The organism is Streptomyces sp. NPDC050147 (assembly GCF_040660195.1).
Classification (GTDB): Bacteria; Actinomycetota; Actinomycetes; order Streptomycetales; family Streptomycetaceae; genus Streptomyces.
Window position 1 is genome coordinate 240538 of sequence record NZ_JBFALJ010000001.1, and the last position, 25651, is coordinate 266188.

General features: G+C 71.2%; 20 protein-coding genes. 13 read left to right on the top strand and 7 right to left on the bottom strand.

Annotation, left to right across the window (positions count from 1 at the left end; genetic code table 11):
- The first annotated feature begins 25 nt into the window (after window positions 1–25).
- Window positions 26–1774, top strand: a complete 1749-nt coding sequence (locus tag AB0I94_RS01105; RefSeq protein WP_363307260.1) for a phosphatidylglycerol lysyltransferase domain-containing protein — start codon at window positions 26–28, stop codon at window positions 1772–1774.
- Entirely contained in the window at window positions 1771–2505 is a 735-nt protein-coding gene (locus AB0I94_RS01110) for a hypothetical protein (RefSeq protein WP_363307261.1), read from the top strand. Before AB0I94_RS01105 ends, AB0I94_RS01110 begins: the two co-directional genes overlap by 4 nt.
- On the opposite strand, the gene AB0I94_RS01115 is transcribed toward AB0I94_RS01110, so the two are convergent.
- Complete coding sequence (locus tag AB0I94_RS01115; protein WP_363307262.1) at window positions 2451–3209, bottom strand: hypothetical protein; 759 nt, start codon at window positions 3207–3209, stop codon at window positions 2451–2453. The two genes, AB0I94_RS01110 and AB0I94_RS01115, sit on opposite strands and share 55 nt — an antisense overlap.
- Window positions 3210–3522: 313 nt before the next feature.
- Between AB0I94_RS01115 and AB0I94_RS01120 the strand changes: the two genes are divergently transcribed.
- From AB0I94_RS01120 to aceE, 6 genes are all read left to right on the top strand, one after another.
- Window positions 3523–4305, top strand: coding sequence for an adenosylcobinamide-GDP ribazoletransferase (locus tag AB0I94_RS01120; protein ID WP_363307263.1), 783 nt, complete (start codon window positions 3523–3525; stop codon window positions 4303–4305).
- Between the two features lie 168 nt (window positions 4306–4473).
- Window positions 4474–6015 carry a leucyl aminopeptidase gene (locus AB0I94_RS01125; protein ID WP_363307264.1) on the top strand — a complete coding sequence of 514 codons (1542 nt, stop codon included), beginning with the start codon at window positions 4474–4476 and terminating at the stop codon, window positions 6013–6015.
- A gap of 302 nt (window positions 6016–6317) precedes the next feature.
- Window positions 6318–7706 (top strand): dihydrolipoyl dehydrogenase, encoded by a 1389-nt coding sequence (lpdA, locus tag AB0I94_RS01130; protein ID WP_363307265.1) that lies wholly within the window; start codon window positions 6318–6320, stop codon window positions 7704–7706.
- 99 nt (window positions 7707–7805) lie between these two features.
- The gene (sucB, locus tag AB0I94_RS01135; RefSeq protein WP_363307266.1) at window positions 7806–9617 is read left to right on the top strand and encodes a 2-oxoglutarate dehydrogenase, E2 component, dihydrolipoamide succinyltransferase; all 1812 of its coding nucleotides are present in this window, start codon (window positions 7806–7808) and stop codon (window positions 9615–9617) included.
- 150 nt (window positions 9618–9767) lie between these two features.
- Complete coding sequence (locus tag AB0I94_RS01140; RefSeq protein ID WP_363307267.1) at window positions 9768–10391, top strand: GntR family transcriptional regulator; 624 nt, start codon at window positions 9768–9770, stop codon at window positions 10389–10391.
- Window positions 10392–10680: 289 nt separating this feature from the next.
- The gene (aceE, locus tag AB0I94_RS01145; RefSeq protein WP_363307268.1) at window positions 10681–13377 is read left to right on the top strand and encodes a pyruvate dehydrogenase (acetyl-transferring), homodimeric type; all 2697 of its coding nucleotides are present in this window, start codon (window positions 10681–10683) and stop codon (window positions 13375–13377) included.
- Between the two features lie 116 nt (window positions 13378–13493).
- On the opposite strand, the gene AB0I94_RS01150 is transcribed toward aceE, so the two are convergent.
- Window positions 13494–14465, bottom strand: a complete 972-nt coding sequence (locus AB0I94_RS01150; RefSeq protein ID WP_363307269.1) for a YafY family protein — start codon at window positions 14463–14465, stop codon at window positions 13494–13496.
- Window positions 14466–14521: 56 nt separating this feature from the next.
- The gene (locus tag AB0I94_RS01155; protein ID WP_363307715.1) at window positions 14522–15493 is read right to left on the bottom strand and encodes an SDR family oxidoreductase; all 972 of its coding nucleotides are present in this window, start codon (window positions 15491–15493) and stop codon (window positions 14522–14524) included.
- A gap of 154 nt (window positions 15494–15647) precedes the next feature.
- Here AB0I94_RS01155 and AB0I94_RS01160 point away from each other — a divergent pair, with 154 nt between their 5' ends.
- A complete protein-coding gene (locus AB0I94_RS01160; protein ID WP_363307716.1) occupies window positions 15648–16172 on the top strand; it encodes a DUF4240 domain-containing protein in 525 nt (174 codons plus the stop codon).
- 50 nt (window positions 16173–16222) lie between these two features.
- Here the strand turns inward: AB0I94_RS01160 and AB0I94_RS01165 are convergent, their stop codons facing one another.
- Window positions 16223–17089 carry a peptidoglycan recognition protein gene (locus tag AB0I94_RS01165; RefSeq protein ID WP_363307270.1) on the bottom strand — a complete coding sequence of 289 codons (867 nt, stop codon included), beginning with the start codon at window positions 17087–17089 and terminating at the stop codon, window positions 16223–16225.
- Between the two features lie 81 nt (window positions 17090–17170).
- Complete coding sequence (locus AB0I94_RS01170) at window positions 17171–17956, bottom strand: SDR family NAD(P)-dependent oxidoreductase (protein ID WP_363307271.1); 786 nt, start codon at window positions 17954–17956, stop codon at window positions 17171–17173.
- A 145-nt stretch (window positions 17957–18101) separates the two neighbouring features.
- Between AB0I94_RS01170 and AB0I94_RS01175 the strand changes: the two genes are divergently transcribed.
- On the top strand, window positions 18102–18788 hold the full coding sequence (locus AB0I94_RS01175) for a TetR family transcriptional regulator (RefSeq protein ID WP_363307272.1): 687 nt from the start codon (window positions 18102–18104) through the stop codon (window positions 18786–18788).
- 27 nt (window positions 18789–18815) lie between these two features.
- Here AB0I94_RS01175 and AB0I94_RS01180 read toward each other — a convergent pair whose 3' ends face one another.
- Both AB0I94_RS01180 and AB0I94_RS01185 read right to left on the bottom strand, forming a co-directional pair.
- Entirely contained in the window at window positions 18816–19949 is a 1134-nt protein-coding gene (locus tag AB0I94_RS01180; RefSeq protein WP_363307273.1) for a PP2C family protein-serine/threonine phosphatase, read from the bottom strand.
- A gap of 117 nt (window positions 19950–20066) precedes the next feature.
- Window positions 20067–20555 (bottom strand): GNAT family N-acetyltransferase, encoded by a 489-nt coding sequence (locus AB0I94_RS01185; protein WP_363307274.1) that lies wholly within the window; start codon window positions 20553–20555, stop codon window positions 20067–20069.
- Between the two features lie 62 nt (window positions 20556–20617).
- Between AB0I94_RS01185 and AB0I94_RS01190 the strand changes: the two genes are divergently transcribed.
- From AB0I94_RS01190 to AB0I94_RS01200, 3 genes are all read left to right on the top strand, one after another.
- Window positions 20618–21553, top strand: coding sequence for a TIGR01777 family oxidoreductase (locus tag AB0I94_RS01190; RefSeq protein WP_363307275.1), 936 nt, complete (start codon window positions 20618–20620; stop codon window positions 21551–21553).
- Between the two features lie 262 nt (window positions 21554–21815).
- The gene (locus AB0I94_RS01195; protein WP_363307276.1) at window positions 21816–23156 is read left to right on the top strand and encodes an NAD(P)/FAD-dependent oxidoreductase; all 1341 of its coding nucleotides are present in this window, start codon (window positions 21816–21818) and stop codon (window positions 23154–23156) included.
- Window positions 23157–23449: 293 nt separating this feature from the next.
- Window positions 23450–25573 carry a family 20 glycosylhydrolase gene (locus AB0I94_RS01200; RefSeq protein WP_363307277.1) on the top strand — a complete coding sequence of 708 codons (2124 nt, stop codon included), beginning with the start codon at window positions 23450–23452 and terminating at the stop codon, window positions 25571–25573.
- The last annotated feature ends 78 nt before the right edge of the window (window positions 25574–25651 follow it).

A 25651-nucleotide genomic window follows, 5' to 3' on the forward strand; every position in this document is an offset into this window, starting at 1 on the left:
GGCATGCCCCATATGATCCCTTTTCATGGGAGATGAGCAAACTGCTGCCGGGCGCCGTCAGCGTCTCGCCGCGGCCTTCAGCGTCTGGTACCTCCGCGCCGTCACCTTCATCAACTTCCTGAGCGCGGTCTGGGTCTCCCTGGGGCAGGATCTGCGGCGGCACAACACCGAGAACTACTTCACGCCGTATCTGCTCACCGCGGGCTTCGCCTCCGGTGCGTTCACGATGTTCCTGGCGATCACGATGCGCCGCCGCAAACGCGCCGCCTGGATCCTCAACCTTGTGCTCAGCGGGCTCTTTCTGCTTCTCTTCGCGTTCGCGATGGTCTTCCCGGAGATCCGCCGGTACGCGCAGAACTGGATCTCCCTCGTCCTGACCGCCGCCTTCGTCGCCGCGCTGGTCGTCGGGCGGCGGGAGTTCTACGCCAAGGGCGACCGCTCCAACCCGAAGCTCGCCGCGGCCGTCGCGGTCGGCGGGCTCCTCGTGACCTCACTGATCGCCGCGCTTCTGGTCACCGTCACCAACAACGCGCGCGACGACTACCGTTCGTCCTTCCTCGACCGCTGGCGCTACGGCACGATGCGCCTGGTCTCGCTGGCCGCCGACGACCGGCGGTTCGAGGGCGTCGCCACGCCCGGCTGGGTCAACGTCACCATCAACGTGCTCAGCACGCTGCTCCTGCTGGCCGTCCTGTACGCCGCGTTCCGCTCGCGCAAGGCGGTCGACCCGCTCACCGAGGACGACGAGCGGCAGCTGCGCGAACTGCTCGACAAGTACGGCGAACGCGACTCCCTCGGCTACTTCGCGCTGCGTCGCGAGAAGAGCGTCGTGTGGTCACCGAGCGGCAAGGCCGCCGTCGCGTACCGGGTCGTCGGAGGCGTCTCGCTGGCCTCCGGTGACCCCATCGGGGACCCGGAGGCCTGGCCCGGCGCCATCGAACCCTGGCTCGCCGACGCCCGCGAGCACGGCTGGATCCCCGCCGTGATGGGCGCGAGCGAGGAGGCGGGCACGATCTACGCCCGGCACGGGCTCGACGCGCTCGAACTGGGCGACGAAGCCATCGTCGAGACCGTTGAGTTCACGCTGGAGGGACGGGCCATGCGGACGGTCCGTCAGGCGTACAACCGGGTGAAGCGGGCCGGTTACGAGGTGCGGATCCGGCGCCACGAGGACATCCCGGCCGATGAGATGGCGTACCTGCTCGAACGCGCCGACGACTGGCGTGACGGGGCCACCGAGCGGGGCTTCTCGATGGCCCTCGGGCGGCTCGGCGATCCCGCGGACGGGCGGTGCGTGATGCTCGAATGCCGGGACGGCGACGGTGAGTTGCGGGCGGTCCTCTCCTTTGTGCCCTGGGGGCCGCGCGGGCTCTCGCTCGACCTGATGCGGCGTGACCGCGACTCCGAGAACGGCCTGATGGAATTCATGGTCATCGAACTGCTCCAGCGCGCCGCCGAGATCAAGATCACTCAGGTGTCCCTCAACTTCGCGATGTTCAGGTCGGTCTTCGAACGTGGCTCGCGGCTCGGCGCGGGCCCGGTCCTGCGGCTGTGGCGCTCGCTGCTCACCTTCTTCTCGCGGTGGTGGCAGATCGAGTCGCTGTACCGCGCCAACGCGAAGTACCGCCCGATCTGGGAGCCCCGCTTCCTTCTCTTCGAGAAGAGCGCGGACCTGCCGCGCATCGGCATCGCGTCGGCCCGCGCGGAGGGCTTCCTGGAAGCGCCGGGCCTGCCGAAGTCGCTGCACCGCAAGCATCTGGAGTCCCGACGATGAGTTCCTTGGCCGGGGGCCGTCCGACCCGACCGACCCGACCGAGCCGCCCGACTCGTCTGGCCCGTACCGAATGGGGCCCGCTGTACGCCGCCGTGCGGGACGGCGTCCTTGAGCGGCGGTGGCGGGCTGCCCCCATGACGGTGGCCGCCGTCTGCCTCACCGCCCTCCTCCAGTTCACGCAGAACCAGCCCTGGGGCTATCAGGTCGTACAGAACATCGGCTCCGTACGGGCCGAGGACCCGCTCTGGCTCGCCCTGCTGCGTACCCCGCTCTCGCTCTTCGTGCCCGCGCTCGACCTGCCCGTCTGGGGTGCGCTCGCGCAGATCCTGCTGGTGTTCGGCATCGCGGAGATCTGCGTCGGCCGGCGGCGCACGCTCGTCATCGGCTACGCGGCCACCCTCGCGGGCACGCTCTACGCGCGCGTGGGCATCGCGTGGGGCCCGGACAGTCCGCTGGGGCTCCCCGCGTCCGACGCGCAGGTCGTCGACACCGGTCCTTCCGCCGCCGTGGTCGGGCTCGCGGTCTACGTCTGCTGGCGTTACCGGGCCTGGCTCACGGGCGGGCTCGTGATCGCCGCGATGGTGGCCGAGGTGTTCGTCAAGAACAACCTGGCGGGCAAGGAGCATCTGGCGGCGATCGCGGCGGTGTTGGTGCTGTGCGGCTGCTCGGAGGTGCTTCAGCGGCGTGGGCGCGCCGGTTCCGGGTCGGGTCTGCCGCCGATCCAGTCCTGAACCTTGCGGCGCGGGCCCGCCCAGCGGCGGTCGTGGTGGAAGACGCGCAGGCCCGCTCGGGCACGGGCGCGGGGCCGGTCGCGGTAGAAGCGCCTGGCCCACGCCGACCCGGGGCGGGCGAGGCGGATCGCGCCCACCAGCGCGACCAGCGGGATCACCATGCCGATGAGAGCCGTTCGCAGCTTTCCCTTGGCCAGGGCGACCAGGGCGAAGCAGCAGTTGACCGCGATGTTCAGGGCGAAGCCCGCGCGGTTGCCGCGCTCCTCGGGCGTCAGGTCGTTCACGCCGAACGGAGTGAAGCCGGTGAGCACGAGCACCACCAGGGCCGCGGTCAGCATCACCACCTCGACGCTCTTGCGGCCCTGTTCGCTCCAGTAGACGTCGTCCAGGTAGAGGATCAGGGCGAACTCGTCGAGCACGAGACCGGCGCCGATGCCGAAGATGACGGCGGCGAACATCGAGGCGAGGCTGTGCCTGCCTGCGGCGACGGCCCAGAAGCCGCCTACGAGCATGAGGAAGATGCCCGGTACGACGTGGTGGACGTGGACGTCCCCCGAGCTGATGTTCCGGAAAGGGCCCTTGCCCGCGCGGATCAGGCGGGTGATGGTCCGGGTGATCAGGAAGGTGGCCACGAAGGAGAGCAGGGCCGCGAGCAGCGGGAGCTTCCCCGGCTCCGTGACGTTCCTCGCCCACCAATCGGCCATGGGGCCATCCTGGGCTGCGGACAGCGGGGGCGCACCCGCGGCTCCGTTTGGTGCGGTGGCGGTTCGTCTGTGGGGGCGGGGCCGCGCCGGTATGTCCGTCCTCGCTATCGTCCGGGGGCCGCTTTTGTGCTTCGGCGCCGGAGCGCCGCGAGCCGTGCTCCGGGCGGACAAACCGACACGTCCCCTCGCGTCTCGCTGCCGACTGCGGGCAATCGGGAGGGTGGGCGGGAAAGGCTTGTTCGGTGCGGGGCCGGCTCGGGCGGGGGCTGGAGAGGACGGTTCAGCCGGGCGCCAGCCCCGGTACTCTTCCGCGGTGTCCCGAACCTCCCCCGCCGACAGCCTCCGCTTCGCCTTCGGCACCCTCACCGCGCTCCCGGTCAAAGTCACCCGCTGGGACCGCGAGGCCGCCCGCGGCGGGATGCTCTGCGCCCCCCTCGCCGGGCTGGTGGTAGGCCTGTGCGCCGCAGCGCTGGGCGGCGCGCTCATGGCTCTCGGCGCGGGCCCGCTGCTCGCCGCCACAGCGACCGCCGCAACCCCCGCCGCGCTGACCCGCGGCCTCCATCTCGACGGCCTCGCCGACACCGCCGACGGTCTCGGCAGCGCCAAACCCGCCGACCAGGCCCTGCGCATCATGAAGCAGTCCGACGTCGGCCCCTTCGGCGTCATCACGCTGCTCTTCGTCCTGCTCGCCCAAGTGGCCGTCCTCTTCCAGCTGTACGACGTCTCCTGGACCCGGGGCGCGCTCGCCGCGGTCGTCTCGGCGGCCGTGGCCCGCCTCGCCCTCACTCTGGCCGCCCGCAAAGGCGTCCCACCGGCCCGCCCGGAGGGGCTCGGAGCGGCGGTGGCAGGAACGGTTCCCCAAGGCGCGGCTCTGCTCGCGGCGGCGCTCGTCACCGCCGTGGCCGCGACCTCCGCCGTGCCCTTCGGGGCGTACGAGGCCGTGCGGTACGCGGCAGCCGTCGTGCTCGCGGTGTGCGCCGCCGAACTCCTCCTGCGGCACTGCGTCCGCCGCTTCGGGGGCATCACCGGCGATGTGTTCGGCGCGCTCGCCGAGACAGCGGCCACGGCGGTCCTGGTCGTCCTCGCCCTCTCGTGAAACGTAGATGCGGCGCCACGTACGGATGAATCTGCGCCGACACGATCGAATGGGCGCGACGCGCGTAGGCTCATGTCCGGTGCCTTTCCGGCCCGTTCTAGGCTGGCGCCGGGCGGGCCGACCCACCCCATCGGCCAAGGAACTCAACGGAAGCGAGAATTCACCACCGTGACTGCTCTGACTCTCAGCACTGCCGCCGCGTCCGGCCTGCGTGCCGACGCGATCGTCGTCGGCGTCGCGAAGGGCGCCAAGGGTCCGGTCGTCGCGCCGGGCGCCGAGGCCGTGGACAAGGCGTACGACGGCAAGCTCGCGTCCGTCCTGGAGACCCTCGGCGCCTCGGGCGCCGAGGGCGAGGTGACCAAGCTGCCCGCGCCCTCCGGCTTCAAGGCTCCTGTCGTCCTCGCGGTCGGCCTCGGCACGGTGCCGGAGAAGGACGAGACGTACGGCACCGACGCCCTGCGCCGCGCCGCCGGTACCGCCGCGCGCGCCCTGTCCGGCTCGAAGAAGGCCGCGTTCGCGCTGCCCGCCGAGGACGCCGAGGACGCCGGTGCGATCGCCGAGGGCGCGCTGCTCGGCGCGTACTCCTTCGACGCGTACAAGGAAAATGGTTCCGCCAACGGCAAGAACGGCAAGGGCGCCAAGGACGCCAAGGGTCCGCTCGCCGAGATCGCCCTGCTGGGCGGCAAGCCCCGCGACAAGGCCTACAAGGCCGCCGTCGAGCGTGCCACCGCCCTGTCCGAGGAGCTCAACCGCGCCCGCGACCTCATCAACACCCCGCCCAACGACCTGAACCCGGAGGCCTTCGCCGCGGTCGCCACCGCGGCCGCCAAGGAGCACGGCATCAAGGTCCAGGTCCTTGACGAGAAGGCGCTCACCAAGGGCGGCTTCGGCGGCATCCTCGGCGTCGGCGTCGGCTCGGACGCCCCGCCGCGCCTGGTCAAGCTCTCGTACACGTCGTCCAAGGCGAAGAAGCACCTCGCCTTCGTCGGCAAGGGCATCACGTACGACTCGGGCGGCATCTCGCTGAAGCCCGCCGGTCACAACGAGACCATGAAGTGCGACATGGCCGGTGCCGCCGCCGTGTTCGCCGCCGTCGTCACCGCCGCGCGCCTGGGCCTGGAGGTGAACGTCACCGGCTGGCTGGCGCTCGCCGAGAACATGCCGTCGGGTTCGGCGACCCGCCCCGGCGACGTCCTGCGCATGTACAGCGGTAAGACCGTCGAGGTGCTCAACACGGACGCCGAGGGCCGCCTGGTCCTGGCCGACGCGATCGCGAAGGCCTCCGAGGACAACCCCGACGCGATCGTCGACGTGGCCACGCTGACCGGCGCGATGATGATGGCGCTCGGCAGCCGCACCTTCGGCATCATGGCCAACGACGACGCGTTCCGCGCCGCGATCCACGACGCCTCCGAGGAGGCGGGCGAGCCCTCCTGGCCGATGCCGCTGCCCGAGCACCTGAAGAAGGGCATGGACTCCCCCACCGCCGACATCGCCAACATGGGCGAGCGCATGGGCGGCGGTCTGGTGGCCGGTCTCTTCCTGCGGGAGTTCGTCGGCGAGGGCATCACCTGGGCGCACCTGGACATCGCGGGCCCGGCCTTCAACGAGGGCGGCCCGTTCGGCTACACGCCCAAGGGCGGCACCGGCACCGCGGTCCGCACCCTGGTCCGTCTCGCCGAGCGCACGGCCGCGGGTGACCTGGGCTGACCTGCTGATCTGTCGTACGCGGGTCGGGGCCCGGACATCCAGATGTCCGGGCCCTGCCTGATTTCGCCCTCAACGAAATCCGTACGTTCATACGCCTGGGTAACGCCCCGACGTGGCGAATCAGACGTCTCACAGCCCGGCCCGCCGTCCCACCTCTCGCCGACAAGTGCGAAGATGGGTTCTCGGCAGGACAGGGCCCCCACCACAGGGCCGAAACAAGAGCGGCCGATACCAGCCGACAGACCGGTCGTCCCCCGAGAAAAGGGGTCCGGCGTACGGCGCACATGCATGGAGGACGTGACGTGGCGAACGACGCCAGCACCGTTTTCGACCTAGTGATCCTCGGCGGCGGTAGCGGCGGTTACGCCGCGGCACTGCGCGCGTCGCAGCTGGGCCTGGACGTCGCCCTGATCGAGAAGGGCAAGGTCGGCGGCACCTGCCTGCACAACGGCTGCATCCCGACGAAGGCGCTGCTGCACGCCGGCGAGATCGCCGACCAGGCACGCGAAGCCGACCAGTTCGGCGTGAAGGCCACCTTCGAGGGCATCGACATGGCGGCCGTCCACAAGTACAAGGACGACGTGATCTCGGGCCTCTACAAGGGCCTGCAGGGACTCATCGCCTCGCGCAAGGTGACGTACATCGAGGGCGAGGGCAAGCTGTCGTCCCCGACCTCCGTGGACGTGAACGGCCAGCGTGTCCAGGGCCGCCACGTGCTGCTCGCGACCGGCTCCGTGCCGAAGTCGCTGCCGGGCCTGGAGATCGACGGCAACCGCATCATCTCCTCGGACCACGCGCTCACCCTGGACCGCGTGCCGAAGTCCGCGATCATCCTGGGCGGCGGCGTCATCGGCGTCGAGTTCGCCTCGGCGTGGAAGTCCTTCGGTTCCGAGGTCACCGTGGTCGAGGGCCTCAAGCACCTCGTGCCCGTCGAGGACGAGAACTCCTCGAAGCTTCTTGAGCGCGCGTTCCGCAAGCGCGGCATCAAGTTCAACCTCGGCACCTTCTTCGAGAAGGCCGAGTACACGCAGGACGGCGTCCGCGTGACCCTCGCCGACGGCAAGACCTTCGACGCCGAGGTGCTGCTCGTCGCCATCGGCCGCGGCCCGGTCTCCGCCGGTCTCGGCTACGAGGAGCAGGGCGTCGCGATGGACCGCGGGTACGTCCTGGTCGACGAGTACATGCAGACCAACGTCCCGACCATCTCGGCCGTGGGCGACCTGGTGCCGACCCTCCAGCTCGCGCACGTCGGCTTCGCCGAGGGCATCCTGGTGGCGGAGCGCCTGGCCGGTCTCAAGACCGTCCCGATCGACTACGACGGCGTGCCGAAGGTGACGTACTGCCACCCCGAGGTCGCCTCCGTGGGCATCACCGAGGCCAAGGCCAAGGAGATCTACGGCGCGGACAAGGTCGTCGCCCTCAAGTACAGCCTGGCGGGCAACGGCAAGAGCAAGATCCTCAAGACCGCGGGCGAGATCAAGCTCGTCCAGGTCAAGGACGGTGCCGTGGTCGGCGTCCACATGGTCGGCGACCGCATGGGCGAGCAGGTCGGCGAAGCCCAGCTGATCTACAACTGGGAGGCGCTGCCCGCCGAGGTCGCCCAGCTCATCCACGCCCACCCGACGCAGAACGAGGCGATGGGCGAGGCTCACCTGGCCCTCGCGGGCAAGCCGCTGCACTCCCACGACTGACCCTTCAGTTTCGGGCGCGACGACCAGACTTCCTTCCCCAGCTCTCGACTACGCTCGAGCAGGGGAGGCCCCAATTTTTCGTAAGGAGCAACTGAAACCATGGCGGTTTCCGTATCCCTTCCGGCGCTCGGCGAGAGCGTCACCGAGGGCACTGTCACCCGTTGGCTGAAGGCCGAAGGCGAGCGCGTCGAGGCCGACGAGCCGCTGCTCGAGGTCTCGACCGACAAGGTCGACACCGAGATCCCCTCCCCTGCCGCGGGCATCCTGGCCTCCATCAAGGTCGCCGAGGACGAGACCGTCGAGGTCGGCGCCGAGCTGGCCGTCATCGACGACGGCAGCGGCGCCCCCGCTGCCGAGTCCGCTCCGGCCGCCGAGCCCGCGCAGGCCGAGGCCCCGGCCCCGGCCGCCGAAGCCCCCGCGGCTCCGGCTCCCGCCGCCGAGGCCCCTGCCGCTCCGGCCGCGCCGGCCGGTGGCGCCTCCGGTACCGACGTCACGCTGCCCGCGCTGGGCGAGTCGGTCACCGAGGGCACCGTCACCCGTTGGCTGAAGGAGGTCGGCGAGGAGGTCGCGGAGGACGAGCCCCTGCTCGAGGTCTCCACGGACAAGGTCGACACCGAGATCCCCTCCCCGGCCGCGGGCGTGCTGCTCGAGATCGTCGTGGGCGAGGACGAGACCGCCGAGGTCGGCGCCAAGCTCGCCGTCATCGGCGCCCCCGGTGCCGCTCCGGCTCCCGCCAAGGAGGAGGCCCCGGCCGCCCCCGCGCAGCAGGAGGCCCCGAAGCAGGAGGCCCCCAAGCAGGAGGCCCCGAAGCAGGAGGCCGCCCCGGCTCCCGCGCAGCCTGCCGCGCCCGCCGCCGCTCCGGCCAAGCCCGCGGCTCCGGCCGCTCAGGCTCCGGCTCCGGCCGCCCCCGCCCAGCCCGCCGCCCCGGCTCAGCCCGCGGCCCCCGCCGCACCTGCCACTCCGGCCTCCCCCGCGGACGACGGCGCTTACGTCACGCCGCTGGTCCGCAAGCTGGCCAACGAGAACGGCGTGAGCCTGTCGGACGTCAAGGGCACCGGCGTCGGTGGCCGCATCCGCAAGCAGGACGTCATCGCGGCCGCCGAGGCCAAGAAGACCGCCCCGGCCCCCGCCGCTGGTTCTGCCGGGGGCCGTGCCGCCTCGAAGGCCCCGGCCCTGGAGGCCTCTCCCCTCCGCGGCCAGACGGTCAAGATGACCCGCATGCGCAAGGTCATCGGCGACAACATGATGAAGGCGCTGCACTCGCAGGCCCAGCTGACCTCGGTCGTCGAGGTCGACATCACGAAGCTGATGAAGCTGCGCGCCAAGGCGAAGGACGCGTTCGCGGCCCGTGAGGGCGTCAAGCTCTCCCCGATGCCGTTCTTCGTCAAGGCCGCCGCCCAGGCGCTGAAGGCCCACCCGGTCGTCAACGCCCGGATCAACGACGACGAAGGCACCATCACGTACTTCGACTCGGAGAACATCGGCATCGCCGTTGACGCCGAGAAGGGTCTGATGACGCCGGTCATCAAGGGTGCGGGCGACCTGAACATCGCCGGTATCTCCAAGAAGACCGCCGAGCTCGCGGGCAAGGCCCGTGGCGGTGGCCTCACCCCGGACGACATGTCCGGCGCCACCTTCACGGTCTCCAACACCGGTTCGCGCGGTGCCCTGTTCGACACGGTCATCGTGCCGCCGAACCAGGCCGCCATCCTCGGCATCGGTGCCACGGTGAAGCGTCCGGTCGTCATCAACCACCCCGACCTCGGCGAGACCATCGCGGTCCGGGACATGACGTACCTCTCGCTCTCCTACGACCACCGTCTGGTGGACGGCGCGGACGCCGCCCGCTACCTGACCACGGTCAAGGCGATCCTTGAGGCCGGCGAGTTCGAGGTCGAGCTCGGCCTGTAGTTCTACGGCCCGTAGTTCTACGGCCCCAGGGCTGTAAGACTCGTCTCATCAGCACGTACGCCCCCGTTCGGAGGTTTCCGAGCGGGGGCGTCGCCGTATTGTCTAGGGGTCACCACGCCCTGGGGCGCTGCCCCCGCCGGAGGAGCCCACATGACCGCGCCCGTCGTTCACTCGCTGCGCGAACAGATCCGCGAGCACATCGTGGAGGGGATCGTCAGCGGGCGCTGGCAGCCGGGCGAGCGGATCGTGGAGCGGCGGATCGCCGTGGAGCTGGAGGTCTCGCAGACCCCCGTACGGGAAGCGCTGCGGGAGCTGGAGACGCTGCGGCTCATCGAGTCGGCGCCCAACAAGGGCGTACGTGTACGGAACTTGACCGCCGCGGACCTGGAGGAGAGCTACCCCGTCCGTGCGGGCCTGGAGGCCATCGCCGCCGAGCTCGCGGCGGAGAGCCTGGCCGACGACTGCTCGGCCCTCGAACCCCATGTCGCCGCCTTGTACGAGGCGGACCGGGCGTCCGACGGCACCGCTCAGGTACGCCACACGGTCGGTTTCCACCGGGAGCTGGTCCGGGCCGCGGACAACTCCGTGCTGCTGCACACCTGGGAGGGTCTCGGCATCGAGGTCTTCACGGCGCTTTCGATCCGGTGGCTCGGGACGGTGCAGCAGTCGTACGCCGAGGAGCACGAGGCTCTGGTCTCGGCCTTCCAGCGGCGGGATCCCGCGATCGCGGAGCTGGTGAAAGCCCACGTGCTGGGCTGCGCGCCGCGCGCCTGAGCTGCTCCAAAGGGCTCGCGCTCATCCGTGACCGAGCCGCTCATACGTGCTCTCACCTGCGGTGATCCTTCAAATCGAAGGCACCGCGTGCCCGCATTGATGGCACCGGATGCCTACTTTCTGAATATGAAGCAGTTTTCGCCTTCAACCCTTTGATCGATCATCGATCACGGAGTTACAGTCTCCGACGGGCTCACATCAGAGCTTCACGCCCTGTCCTGCCAAAGACCTAGGGCACCCCCACCCCTTACCGAACAGGGGACCCCCTCCGACTCAGGAAGGCGGCGACATGACCGACCCCTCCGCAATCCAGCCGAGCGAGCTCGACCAGCTCCCGGACCGCGACCCCGAGGAGACCGCCGAATGGCAGGCCTCCCTGGACGCCGTTACCCAGGCGGCCGGGCCGCACCGTGCTGCATACCTGATGCGTCGCACGCTGGAGCGCGCCGAGGGCGCGGGCCTGGCGCTGCCCAAGCTCCTTGAGACCGACTACGTCAACACCATCCCCACCTCCGCCGAGCCGGCGATCGAGGGCGACGAGGAGATGGAGCAGCGGATCGCCGCGTGGAACCGCTGGAACGCGGCCGCGATGGTGACCCGCGGCAGCAAGTACGGCGTCGGCGGCCACATCGCCACCTTCGCCTCGGCGGCCTGGCTGTACGAGACCGGCTTCAACCACTTCTTCCACGGCAAGGAGGGGGACGGCTCCGGCGACCAGCTCTACATCCAGGGCCACGCCTCCCCCGGCATCTACGCCCGCGCCTTCCTCGACGGCCGCCTGAACGAGGCGCAGCTCGACAACTTCCGCCGTGAGTCGGCCGGCGACGGCCTGCCGTCCTACCCGCACCCCCGCCGCCTCCCCTGGCTGTGGGAGTTCCCGACCGTCTCCATGGGTCTTGGCCCGCTGTCGGCGATCTACCAGGCGCGCTTCAACCGCTACCTCACCAACCGCAACATCAAGGACGTCTCCGCCTCGCACGTGTGGGCGTTCCTCGGTGACGGCGAGATGGACGAGCCCGAGTCGACGGCAGCCCTCGCGCTCGCCGCGCGTGAGGGTCTCGACAACCTCACGTACGTCATCAACTGCAACCTGCAGCGCCTCGACGGCCCGGTCCGCGCCAACTTCCGCGTGGTCCAGGAGCTGGAGGCCCAGTTCCGCGGCGCCGGCTGGAACGTCATCAAGGTCCTGTGGGGCAACGCCTGGGACGAGCTCTTCCAGCTCGACACCAACGGCGCCCTCGTACGCCGCCTGCGCGAGGTACCGGACGCGCAGTTCCAGACGTACGCGACGCGTGACGCCGCCTACATCCGCGAGCACTTCTTCGGCGCCGAGCCCGCCCTCGTCGAGCTGGGCAAGCTGCTCAGCGACGACAAGATCAGCGAGTGCTTCCACCTCTCGCGCGGCGGCCACGAGGCCCGCAAGGTCTACGCGGCCTACCGTGCGGCGCTCACCCACAAGGGCGCGCCGACCGTGATCCTCGCGCAGACGGTCAAGGGCTTCACGCTCGGCAAGGGCTTCGAGTCCAAGAACGCCAACCACCAGATGAAGAAGCTCACGGTGGACGAGTTCAAGGACATGCGCGAGCTCCTCGAGCTGCCGATCCCGGACAGCGCGTTCGTGGACGGCCAGGTGCCCTACGGCCACCCGGGCGCCGACTCCCCCGAGGTCCGCTATCTCCAGGAGCGCCGCGCGGCCCTCGGCGGCCCGGCCCCGGCCCGCCGCACGCAGCCGCTCGCGCCGCTGCCCGCCCCGGCCGACAAGGCGTTCGCCTCCTTCGACAAGGGCTCGGGCTCGCAGTCGATCGCGACGACCATGGCCTTCGTACGCCTCGTCAAGGACCTGATCCGCGACAAGGAGACCGGCAAGCGCTGGGTGCCGATCGTCCCCGACGAGGCGCGCACCTTCGGCATGGAGTCGCTCTTCCCGTCGCTCGGCATCTACTCGCCGAAGGGCCAGACGTACGAGCCGGTCGACCGCGACCAGCTCATGTACTACCGCGAGGCGAAGGACGGCCAGATCCTCAACGAGGGGATCACCGAGGCCGGGTCCATGGCGGACTTCATCGCCGCGTCGTCGTCGTACGCGACGCACGGCGAGGCCATGATCCCGTTCTACATCTTCTACTCGATGTTCGGCTGGCAGCGGACCGCCGACCAGATGTGGCAGCTCGGCGACCAGCTCGGCCGCGGCTTCCTCGTCGGCGCCACCGCCGGCCGTACGACGCTGACGGGTGAGGGTCTGCAGCACGCGGACGGCCACTCGCCGGTGATCGCCGCGACCAACCCGGCCGCCATGTCGTACGACCCGGCGTTCGCCTACGAGATCGCGGCGATCGTCAAGGACGGTCTGCGCCGGATGTACGGCGATGCGGCCCCCGGTGAGGACCAGAACGTCTTCTACTACCTCACCGTCTACAACGAGCCGATGCCGCAGCCCGCGAAACCCGCGGGGGTGGACGAGGGCATCATCAAGGGCCTCTACCGCTTCAACACGGCCGAGTCCGCCGGGCTCTCCCCCGCGGCCAACGCCTCGCGCATCCAGCTGATCGGCTCGGGCACGGCCATCCACTGGACCCTGTCCGCGCAGAAGATGCTCGCCGAGGAGTGGGGCGTGGCCGCCGAAGTGTGGTCCGCGACCTCCTGGACCGAGCTGCGCCGCGACGCCCTGGAGGCGGACGAGGCGATCCTGCGCGGCGAGGAGCGCACCCCGTACGTGCGCAGCGCGCTCGAAGGCGCGCAGGGTCCCGTGCTCGCGGTCTCCGACTACATGCGGCAGGTGCCGGACCAGATCGCGCAGTGGGTCGAGCAGGACTACTCGTCGCTCGGCGCGGACGGCTTCGGTCTGTCGGACACGCGTGACGCGGCCCGTCGCCACTTCGGCATCGACGCGGAGTCGATCGTCGTGGCGTCGCTCGCACAGCTTGCCCGTCGTGGTGAGGTGCCGGCTTCCGCGGTGAAGGAAGCCCGGGCGAAGTACGGTCTGTAGCCTTCGGCTTGATGTGGGTACGGGTCCCTGCCTGGTGGCGGGGGCCCGTTCCCGTGTGCGGTTGCGTTTTCGGGCCCGCCGCTTCGCGGCGGATTCCTTCCCGACCGCCCACCCGGTTACCGGTAGCGATCAGCCATCTGGTGTGCCGCTCTCGCGAAACGTTCTCTCAGCGCCTTCGGCTCCAGAACCTCCACCTCCGGGCCCAGCGACATGAGCTGCGTGTACGCCACCATCTCGTTCTCCACGGGGAGGGTCAGCGTCACCCAGCCCTCCTCGTCCGGGGCGCTCGCTGTCTCCAGTGCTTCCTGGGTGGACGCGGAGTCGGTGGCGTACGGGAGCTGGCGCACGCCCGCCTCGGAGAGCCGCAGCACGACCTCGGAGCGCAGGATCGCCCGCGCGAACTGCGCGGCCCGTTCCTCCCAGAAGCCCGGCAGGTCGAACTCCTCGTCGCGTACGAAGCGGTCGTCGCCCGCGGCGATCGCGGTGAACCGGTCGATGCGGTACACCCGGAACGAACCTGTGTCGGACCCCCGTGCGCACAGGTACCAGACCCCGGCCTTGAGCACGAGGCCGTAGGGCTCCAACTCCCGTTCCACCTCGGCGTCCTGGCGTCGGTAGCGGGCGGTGACGCGCCGGTCGTCCCACACCGCGTCCGCGATCGGGGGCAGTAGCTCGGGGGCGGGCGTCTCCTTGAACCAGCCCGGCGCGTCCAGGTGGAACCGCTGCGAGGCGCTCTGCGAGGCGTCCCGCACCGAGGGCATCAGCGCCGCCGACACCTTCAGGCGGGCCGCCGACGCCGCATCCTCCAGGCCCATCTCGCGCAGCGCGCCCGGCACTCCGGACAGGAACAGGGCCTCCGCCTCGCTGCGCCCGAGCCCGGTGAGCCGGGTGCGGTAGCCGCCGATGAGACGGTAGCCGCCGCCCCGGCCCCGCTCCGCGTACACCGGGACGCCCGCCTCCGAAAGGGCCTGGGCGTCCCGCGTGATGGTCCGCTCGGACACTTCGAGCTCGCCCGCGAGCTCGGCGGCGGTCATGGAGGGGCGGGCCTGGAGCAGAAGCACCATCTTGATGAGGCGTGCAGCGCGCATGCCCCCCATGATGCCGTCAGCCCGGGGGCGCCCACTCGAACCTGAGGGACCAGGCCCTAGCGGTAACCGGTGACGTCCGCGGTCTTGCTCTCCTGGTCGACCTCCGTGATGTAACGCCAGGCGTCCGGTGCCGAACCGTCTACGTCCGTGAAGCCGTACTCCTTGGCGAGACCGCCGCTGGAGAGCGACGCCCCGTTCCAGCGGGCCACTTCGGGGTCGGAGGCGAGGGCGACCAGGGCCCGGCCCACGAACGTCGGGGTCTCGGAGATCGCGAAGTGCGGGTTCTGCTCACATCCTTCCCGCCAGTTCTCCTCGGGGACCTTGAAGTGCGTGTCGAGCATCGCCTCGGAGCGGAGCCAGCCGGGGGTCAGGGCGAGCGCCGTGCAGCCGTACTCCTTGAGCTCTTCGGCCAGGCCCCAAGCCATTCGCAGTGGTGCCGCCTTGGCGAGGTCGTAGTAGAAGGGCTTGCGGTAGTTGGGGCCGTTGTACTCCTCGGTGCCGTCGGTGACCTCGACGACCAGGCCGCCGGGGTTCTTGATGAGCAGCGGCAGCGCGTACCGGCTGGTGACGATGTGGGTCTCGATGCCCAGGCGCATCAGGCGCAGCCCCTTGCCGAGGTCGTGCTCCCACATCTTCTTGTCCCACTCGACGTGGACGTCACCGCCCCAGATGTCGTTGACCAGGACGTCCAGGCGGCCCCGCTCACGGTCGATCCGGCCGACGAGGGCCTCGACCTGCTCGGGCTCCAGATGGTCGGTGGGTACGGCGATCCCGGTGCCGGGTCCGCCCGCCTCCCGGCCCGCCTCGGTGATCAGCTCCGCGGTCCCCTCGATGGTCTCCTTGGTGCGGCCGACCTCGCTGGTGTATGCGCGGGTCGTACGGCCCGTCGCGTACACGGTGGCTCCGGCGCGGCCGAGCTCCACGGCCATGGCCCGGCCCGCGCCGCGAGTGGCGCCGGCGACGAGGGCGACCTTTCCGGCCAGGGGGTGCGCGCCTGCGTGCGTGCCGTCCGTCTCTTCGCTGTCCATGACTTCCTCTCCGCTCTTCATGACGTCGAGGCTGCCACCCAATGCCGACACCTGCTGTCGGGTTTTCCACGGGCATGTGCACGCATAACGAGACAGTCGCATCCGCCGCACTCCGCGTGCGTACCCACCCCTCAGGACCGATGCTTGTCCCGTGATGGACGAGACGGAGTTCTGGGAGATCGTGGACCGTACCCGCGTGGCCGCCGAGGGCGACCCCGAGGACCATGCCGACCTGCTCACCGAGAAACTCCTCGAGCTCGAGCCGGACATGGTGCTCGACTTCGCCCGTCACTTCGAGGCGCGCTACAACCGTGCCTACCGCTGGGATCTGTGGGGCGCTTCCTGGATTCTCCTCGGCGGCGCCAGCGACGACGCCTTCGACTACTTCCGCTGCTGGCTGATCGGGCAGGGGCGCGAGGTCTTCGAGGGGGCCCTGCACGACCCGGACTCGCTCGCGGATCTCCTCGACGACTTCGACGAGGACATCGACGGCGACGGCGAGGAGCTCGGCTACGCGGCGGACGAGGCCTACGAGCAGCTCACCGGCGTCGTCACCCCCGACCTCGGCATCGCTCCCGCCCCTCCGGAGCCGCAGGGCACACCGCTCGACTTCGAGAACGAAGCGGCGATGGCGCAGCGTTACCCGAAGCTGTGGGACCGTTTCGCCGAGATCGACTGAAGAGAAGCCGCCATCGGGCCCTGACTCGCCCCCTGCCCCGGACGTGCCTCCTATCGGCTCTGCAGCCGTGCGGCCTTCTCCCTGATCGCCGGGAGCGCCGCCGTCAGCGCCGCTCCCGGACAGGAGGTGGAGTACCCGTCGCGGTGCCCTGACACCGCACTGAACGGCTCGACCGCCCCCGCCGGATACCTGCTGAGGCTGTTCGTGGAGACCAGCCGCACCGTGGAACGCGGGTCCACGTCCGAAAGCCCGAGTTTCCACGCGATCAGCCCGGCCAGGGCGTCGGTCATGGCCCGCGGCACAGGGGTCCCCGCCGTGAACGTCCCGATCGCCGCGATCCCCACCGAGCCCTTGTTGTAGCCCTGCGTGTGCGCCCCTACGACAGCTCTCTCGATGCCGCCCGCGCGCCCTTCGTAGACGGTCCCGCACCGGTCGACGAGGAAGTTGTAGCCGATGTCGTCCCACTGTCTCCCCCCGGTCTGACCGGTGTACAGATGGCGGATGGTGCGCGTGGCGTCGGCGCAGTCGTAGCTGTTCGGGGTGTCCGTGTGGTGCAGGAACACCGCCCGGACCCGCTCGGCGTACCGGGCGGGCGGCGGCTCCCCCGCCGCGTCGGCCAGCCACTCGGCGCGCGGCACCACGCGAGGCCGCGCCGCGGGATGCCCCACCGCCCTGCGCACCGGCGCCGCGGCCGCCGGCATCCTCGGATGCCGCCCGGTCACGCCTGCCCGCTCGCCGAGCCCGGCCAACGCCACCGCACCGTCGCCCGCCCGCACCGGCGCCCCCGACACCTCCGGTCCCACGGACCACGCACACAACAGCAGGAGCCCCACGGCCGCGGCTCCGGGCACGCAGCCCAGCACCGCACGCACCACCGTCGGAACGCGCGCCGCGGACATCCCACGGAAGGCACACATGCTCCGACTCTCCGGCCCACCCCCTCCACCCGCGATCCGCGCTCCGCCAATCGGGTGACAACCGGGCGAACGGGCGGCAGCTCAGAAGTGGGTACCGCCGTCGACCCGGACCTCGGTGCCGGTGATGAACTCGCCGTCCCGCGAGCCGAGCAGCGCGACGACCGAGGCCACCGACTCCGGCCCCGCGAAGCCTTGGCCGATGGCGGGGGCCAGCTTCACGAACAGGCTCATGTCGGCGTCCTCGGGCAGACCGGGACCCACGCTCTGCCTGCTGGCGCCGCTGCCGTCGGTCATGCCGCTGGATATGGAGCCGGGCTGAACGGAGTTGAAGCGGATTCCCTGCTTGCCGTACTCACTGGCCAAGGCGTGCGTCATGGACTGGATGCCGCCCTTGCTGGCCGCGTACGCCGCCATGTAGGGGTGGGCGAACATCGCCGAGGTGGAGCTGAAGTTGATGACGGCGGCGCCTTCGCCCGCGAGCAGCGCCGGGATCGCTTCGCGGATCACCAGGAACGTACCCACCAGGTTGATCCGGATGACGTGGTTGAAGGAGTCCAGGCTGGTCTCGTGCGTGTGCGAGGAGCGGAGCACACCTGCCGCGTTCACCAGCACGTCCAGGCCGCCGAGCGCGGTGACGGCGGCGGCGACGCCTTCGCGCACCGAGGTCTCGTCCGCGATGTCGACCACCAGGGTGGTGAGGCGGTCAGCCGCGGCGCCCGCCTTCTCGGACGTGTCCTTCAGGCCCGTCTCGCTGACGTCGGCGGCCACGACCCTGCCGCCCTCCTCAAGGATCCGAAGGACGGTGGCCTGCCCGATGCCCGAGCCACCGCCGGTGACGAGTGCACGACGACCTGCGTACCGGTTCATGAGAATGCCTCCGCTCGACTTCGGGCTCCCGGACCCGTCCATGGACCCGGCTTTCCCGATCTGATTTCAATGTACGCCTCTCTGGCACGTTTTGCCATCACGACAATTCATGTATCAGGGTGGTGATCCCGCGTAGGCTGCGGGGGTGAGCACCCATCCGTCGCAGTCAACGCAGCCTCCGCGGCCCCCGCAGCCGCCCCAGCCCTCGCTGACCGAGCGCCGTAAGGCGGCCACGCAGCTCGACATCGCCCGCGCCGCGGCCGAGCTCTTCGCCGAGCGCGGCCCGGACGGCACCACGGCCGAGGAGATCGCGGGCCGGGCCGGAGTGGCGCTGCGCACCTTCTACCGGTACTTCCGCAACAAACAGGACGCGGTCGCCCCGCTCCTGGCGGGCGGCGCCGCCGAGTGGCGGGCCCATCTGGCGGCCCTCGACCCGGCCGCCGGGGTACCGACGGCCCTGGAGCGGTCCATCGCGGACGCGCTGACCGCGGCGGACGACCGCGCGGCCGAGGCCCTGGAGTGGACCCGCGGTCTGCTGCGCGCCGCGCAGGACGACCCCGCGCTGCGCGCCGTCTGGTACCGCGTCAACCAGGAGTCCGAGGAACAGCTCGTGCCCGTGCTGGCCCGCCTGGCCGGGGACGACGCCGACGAGCTGGACGTACGCCTGGCAGCCGCGGCCGCCACCGACGCCATCCGCCTGGCCCTGGAGACCTGGGCCGCGGGGGACGCGCCCACCGAGGGGCCCGGCTCCCCCGCCGTCCTCGCTGTGCGCTGCCTGCGCGAACTGACGGGCGGGCTGCGGCTCCTGGCCGCCCGGCAGGGCGATGCCTGAGGCCGGCCCCCCCGAGCGGCGTCCGGGCTACGGTTCCGGATCCAGCGGCGCGTTCGGCTCCAGGTCCAGCGAGAACGCCAGCAGGGCCACGTCGTCCCCGACCCCGCCGGAGAACCGCACCAGGTCCTTCCAGACCGCGGACGTCATCGCGGCCGGGTCGTCCCGCAGGTCGGCGCAGAGCCCCGGAAGGCGCTCGGCCAGCGGATAGAAGGCGCCGGTCCCGTCCCGCGCCTCGGTCACCCCGTCGGTCACCACGAGCAGCCGGTCGCCGGGCCGCAGGGCCACGGTTGCCTCTTCGGGCGGGGCGACACCCGCGATCCCCAGACCCAGCGGAGCACCCGGCGCCACGGCGAGCTCCTCGACGCTCTCGCCCCGCAGCAGCAGTGGGGGCGGGTGGCCGCAGGAGACGAAGCGCAGCTCAGCGGCGTCGCCCCGGAATTCAAGGAGCACGGCGGTGGCGAAGAGTTCGGCGTCCTCGGCCTCCTCGGAGTCGATCACGAGGCGCCGGTCGAGCCGGGCGGCGACCCCCTCCAGGTCGGGCTGGTCGAGCACTGCCTCCCGGAAGGCACCGAGCAGCGCCGCGACCGTGCCGACGGCCGCGAGGCCGTGTCCCTGCACGTCGCCGACCAGCGCCCGTACGCCACTTGGCCCCTTGCGCACGTCGAAGAGATCGCCGCCGACCAGCGTCCCGCCCTGGGCCGCGCGGTAGAGGCCCGCGCAGCGCACCGGGCCCACCCGCTCCGGAAGTGGCGGCAGGACGGCGAACTGGGCGGCCTCCGCGACGGTGCGGACGGTGACGAGCTGGGTGTCACGCCGACTGCGTACCCAGGCGAACACCACGCTCAGCAGCGCCACGAAGGCGACCGTCAGCTCATCGCTCTCCCCGGGGCGGCCGAGCCCGAAGCCCGGCAGGTAGAACAGCAGCACCACGGTGGCACCGAAGAGACCCGTGGCGGTGGCGCAGTAGGCCAGCGCTGCCAGCGGCGGCACGGCGGCGAGCAGGAAGCTGAGGTCGACCGTCTCCGGAGTGGCCAGCTGGATGACACAGATCACGACCAGGAGCACGGGCGGGGGCCAGCGCACCCAGGGGGGCCGCGGCGCGCCGCGCAGCCAGCCGGGCTCCTCCCGGTCCCGCCGACTGGCAGCAGCGACCCTGAACATCGGTTCGCTCCTTCCGGTCGGCCATTCCACGCTCCTACGCGCGCGTGCCCGCCGCACGCCGGGCCGGTCCGTCGGGTGGCAAGCCCCGGGCGGGGGCGTGGCGGCCCCCCGGGAGCGTCAGAGCGCGCGTCCCATCAGCACGTCGTCCACGTACGCGCCGTCGAGGAAGAACTCACCCGGCAGCACCCCCTCCACCACGAAGCCCTCGGAGGCGTAGAGCGTCCGGGCCGGAGTGTTGTGGCCGAGCACCCGCAACGTGATGCGCCGCGCGCCCTGGCGGCGGGCCTCCTCCACCGCGGCCCTGACCAGACGGCGGCCCACTCCCTTGCCGCGTGCCTCGTCCGCGACGGCGAAGCCGAGGATCTGGCGCACGTGGGCGTTGGCCAGGACGGAGGTGGGGTAACCGAGCCGTATGTAGCCGACCACCACACCGTGCAGCTCGGCGACCAAGTGGTCGTGCGGCCCGAAGCGTTCACTGAAGAACGGCGGGTAGGGAGGCTGCGGAGCCGGCTGCACCGCGTGCAGGGTCGACCAAGTGGCACGGTCGATGCGGCCGAGGGCTTCTTCGTCGTCCGGCAGAGCGGTACGTATGTGCGTGTCCTGCATGGGCGTCACTGTACGACGGCCGCCTGACGCCTCTCCGCGGGTTTCCGGGGCAGGATGGCTTCATGGAGCCCACCGATTCCGAGCAGTCAGCCCCTTCGTCGCGGCGGTCCCGTGTCGCCGTGGCCGGTGCGTCCGGCCTCATCGGTACGGCGCTGACACGCGCCCTGACCGACGACGGTCACCAGGTGGTGCGGCTGGTGCGCCGGGCACCTCGTACGAAGGACGAGGTCCGATGGGACCCCAAGAAGGGGTACGTCGACACAGCTGGGCTCGCGGGCTGCGACGCGCTGGTCAATCTGGCGGGAGCCGGGATCGGCGACCGCCGCTGGACGGCCGCCTACAAGCAGGAGATCCGCGACAGCAGGGTGCTCGGCACCGCGACGCTCGCCGAGGCGGCGGCCTCACTGGACGAGCCGCCCCGGGTGTTCCTGAGCGCGAGCGCGATCGGCTACTACGGAGACACCGGTCAGCGCGCGGTGGACGAAAGTGCTCCCTCCGGAGAGGGCTTCCTGCCGTCCCTGTGCGTGGAGTGGGAGGGCGCGGCCGCCGCGGCGCACGCGGCGGGCATCCGTACGGTCTTCTCCCGCAACGGCCTGGTGGTGGCGCGCGAGGGTGGGGCCTGGCAGCGGATGTTCCCGCTGTTCAAGGCGGGGCTCGGCGGACGCCTCGGCGACGGCCGGCAGTACTGGAGCTATGTGTCGCTGCACGACACGGTGGCCGCGCTGCGGCACATGCTCGACACGGAGTCGCTGGCGGGGCCGGTCAATCTGACGGCGCCCGACCCGCTGACCAACCGCGAGGTGACGGCCGCGATGGGGCGGGTGCTGCACCGGCCCACGCTCTTCGCGGCGCCCGGTCCCGCGCTGCGCGTCGTGCTCGGCGAGATGGCCGGTGACGTGCTCGGCAGCCAGCGGGTCCTGCCGACCCGGCTCCTGGAGTCGGGCTTCTCGTTCGCGTTTCCGGGCATCGAGGAGACGCTCCGCGCGGCATTGCGGTAGACGGCCCGCGGCGGGCAACTCCTCATCGCTTGTGCTGCGTTGAGAGCGGCACGCCCCGACCATGCTCTTCCCTTCTCCGATCGTCGTGCGATCGTCAGCGACCGGCGTGCGCTCGCTGTGCGACCGGCGTGCGACCGTGCTCGGTCGATGCGCGACTGCCCCTGACCGTTCGCGCTCCTACCCTCGTGCGGTACTCGGTGATTCCGAAGCCCTGTTGAGGGCATGACGTCCCCAGCAGCCGCGCAACCTCGGGGAGGGGCACGTGCTAGAGCCTGGGCACCATGCGGATGTCGTCATCGTGGGAGCTGGAGTCGCCGGACTGTCGGCCGCCCACCAGCTGACCAGTGCTGGTGTGACGACCGTCGTCCTGGAAGCCGCCCCTTACGTCGGCGGGCGCATGTCGACGGAGAAAATCGACGGGTTCCGGCTCGACAGGATCGGGCAGTTGCTCACCACGTCGTACCCCGAGTTGCGTCACACGCCGGGGCTCGACGCCCTCGTACTGCGGCCCTTCGTGCCCGGTGTCCTGGTGCACAGCGAGGGCAGGCACCACCGCGCCGTCGAGCCCACGAGCCCCCGGCGCGCAAGGGGCGCACTCACCGCCGCGCGCGCCCTCGCAAGCGCCCCCAGGGGCCCGCGAACGGCACGGACCGCGCCCCGCACCGCGCCCCTCGGCGGCGCGCTCGACCAGGCCCGCCTCGGCGCGGCACTCGCGAGGCTCGCGGCGACAGACCCGAAGCGCCTCCTGGCCCGCCCCGAACTCCCCGCCTCCCAGGCCCTCTTCGCCCGCGGCCTGCCCGTGCGCACCGTCACCGGCTTCCTGCGCCCGCTGCTCTCCGCGCTTCTGTGCGACCCGGACCTCACGACGTCGAGCCGATGCGCCGACCTCGCCCTGCACTCCTTCGCGCGCGGTCGCCTGTGCCTGCCCCAGGGCGGCGCCGAGGTACTGCCCGAGCTCCTGTCGGCCGCGCTGCCACCGGGGACGGTCCGCACCGGCGTACGCGTCACCGCCGTCTCCACGACCTCCGTCACCACCGCCGACCACGGCGACGTCCGTTGCCGTGCCGTCCTGTTGGCCACCGACGCACGCGCCGCCGCCGAACTGCTGCCCGGCCTGCGTGTGCCGTCCTTCCACCAGCTGACGATGCTGCACCACGCGGCTCCCGAGTCACCACTCGCCGAGCCCGCGCTGCTGCTCGACGCCGACCGCTCGGGCCCGGTCGCGCACACGGCGGTCGTCAGCCACGTCGACCCGTCGCGCGCGCCCGCGGGCCGGGCGCTCATCTCGTCGGCGGTCCTCGGGCCGCCGCCGGACGAGCGCGCCGTCCTCGCCCACCTCGCCGAGCTGTACGGCACGTCGACCGCCCGCTGGGAATCCCTCGCCGTCCATCACACCCGCGAGGCGGTGCCCGCGATGCCGCCGCCGCACGATCTGCGCCGCCCTGTGCGGCTGCTCTCGGGGCTCTACGTGTGCGGCGACCACCGGGACACCAGCACGGTGCAGGGCGCCCTGCACTCCGGCCGCCGAGCGGCGCGGGCCGCACTCGCCGACTTCGGCGTGGACCCGGCGCACGGGTCGGGACACCTGCCGGTGGCCGCCTGACCCCCTGCCGCCCCCACCCACCTTTCGACTCCCACCTACTCCCACCGGCCCACCCATCCGATCTATGAGCCACCCCCTGGAAGCCCCCGTACCCCCACGCGGGGGCTTCCCCTTTCCCGAGCGCCCTCTTCGTACGACCCCACGAACCTCGCTCACCCCCTGCACCTTCCCTTGCCACACCGGTACCCCACGGCTACGGTCCCACCGGATCGCCAAGCCGCGGGAGGACTCACGTGCGTCGCACCATCCCGGTGATATCGCTCATCCTCGGCCTATTCATGGGAGGTCTATCGTTGCCGACCACCGCAGCAGCCGCAGGGGCCGAGGTGCCGTCCGTGGTCCCCCGGCCCACCGACTGGACCGCACTGGACGGCCGTACGAAGCTCACCGAACGCACCCGCATCCTGATCGACCCGCGCGCCGGATCCACCACCGCGCTCCCCGCCGGCCGCAGTGAATTCCCCGGCCCCACACGCCAGTCCGTACGCAAGCTCGCCGGTCAGCTCCGTACGGAGATCAAACAGGTCACCGGCATCACGCCCCGGATCGCCCACACGGGCCGACCGGCCGTCGGCGATATCACGCTCGGCCTCACCGACAAGGGGAACCTCGGAGCCGAGGGTTACGGCTTCGACAGCGCGGGCCCCATCCGCATCGAAGCCGCGTCCACCCACGGCCTCTATTACGGCACCCGCACCCTCCTCCAGCTCCTGCGCTCCACGGCCGACGACCACCGTGCCGTCCCCCGCGCCCGCTCCATCGACCGCCCCGCGCAGGCCGTCCGCATGGTCCATCTGGACGCGGGCCGCAAGTACTGGAAGATGTCCTACCTGGAGAACCTGATCCGCAAGATGGGCGACCAGAAGCTCAACACGCTCTTCCTGCACCTCTCCGAGTCCGAGGGATTCCGCCTGCACAGCCCGAAGTTCCCCGGCCTCGCCGACCCCGACCACAGCTACAGCCGCGCCGACATCGAGCGCCTGAAGACCTTCGCGGCCCGCCACCACGTCCAGTTGATGCCCGGCCTCGAACTTCCGGGCCACGCCACCGTGATCAGTGAGACCTTCGGCATCGGCTTCGGGTCCGGTGCCGGCGCGTGCACGGGCGCCCACACGCACTCGCACCTCACGCCCGACTGGATCATCGACATGACCAGCGAGAAGGCGATCGCGAAGTCGAAGGAGATCGTCGACGAGTTCGCGGGCTGGTTCGACGCGCCACTGTTCTCGATCGGCGCCGAGGAGGTCCCCGGACAGCTCGCGGAGTGCCCTCGCGTGAAGAGCCACCTGGCCACGAGCCCGGAGGTGGACACCCTCGGCGACCTCCTCAACCGCTACATCAACACCCTTGACGACGTGGTCGCTTCGCACGGCAAGCGCACCGCCGTCTACAACGGCTCCGAACACCTCGACGCGCCCCGGCAGAAGGTCCACGACCCGGTCGTCTTCCTCACCTGGGAGGGCACGGGCGCCGAGCCGGAGATCCCCGGCCACGACGAGATCGCCATCGGCCCGTTCTACGACACCCCGAACAACTACCACCACCTGTATCCGGACGAGCCCTGGATGTACGACGGCTGGGCGCCGAACACCGAGCCCGACATGCTCGGCTCCGGTGTCACCAACTGGGCCGACTACAACTTCTGGGCCGACGACGGCTACTTCGAGCAGCACATGGCGGGCCCCCGCGCGATCCTCGCCGACCGCACCTGGAACAAGTCCGCGACGCCGGACACCCTCGCCGACTTCAGGGCCAGGGCCGCCCGCATCGGCCACCCGCCGGGCATGACGCCCGCGCCGGTACCGCCCCGGGTGGAGGGCCGGCCGAGCCACCACTGGACGTTCGACGACGCCTCGTACCCCAGCGGCTGGACGTACGCGGGCAGTCCCGGCAACACGATCTTCGCCGAGGACGTGGCGGGCGGCCTCCCCGGCACCTCGTACATCATCGACAACCCCACCCCCGTGCAGGGCGTGCGCGGCCAGGCATGGCGTTTCGACTCCGACCGGGACGGCGTGGGCTTCGGCGGTCTCGACGTCGCCGAGCCGTGGACCGTGTCGGTGCACGTCCGCCCGACGGCCAGGACCGGGGACCAGGTGCTGCTCAGCTCCAAGGCGGGCGCGCTGAAGCTGATGCAGCACGGCTCCGGGAAGGTCGGTTTCACGCGGTACGGGGCGGTCGACTTCAGCTTCGACCACACGCTGGCGCTGGACCGCTGGACGCGGCTGACATGGGTGACTTCGCCGGGCCGCACCACGCTGTACGCCGACGGGAAGCGGGTCGGGTCCATCGAGGCGTCGATCCCCTTGCCCCTGCGTTCCATCGGGACGGAGAAGGCGAGCCTGCGGGGCGATCTCGACGAACTCACCACATGGGACGAGGCGTTGTCCCCGGACGAGGTAGCGCGCCTGCGCTGAGCCCCGGCCGAGCACGCAGATGTCGAGCACACAGGTAAGGGGCGGGCCTGCGCAGGCCCGCCCCTTACACAGCACCCT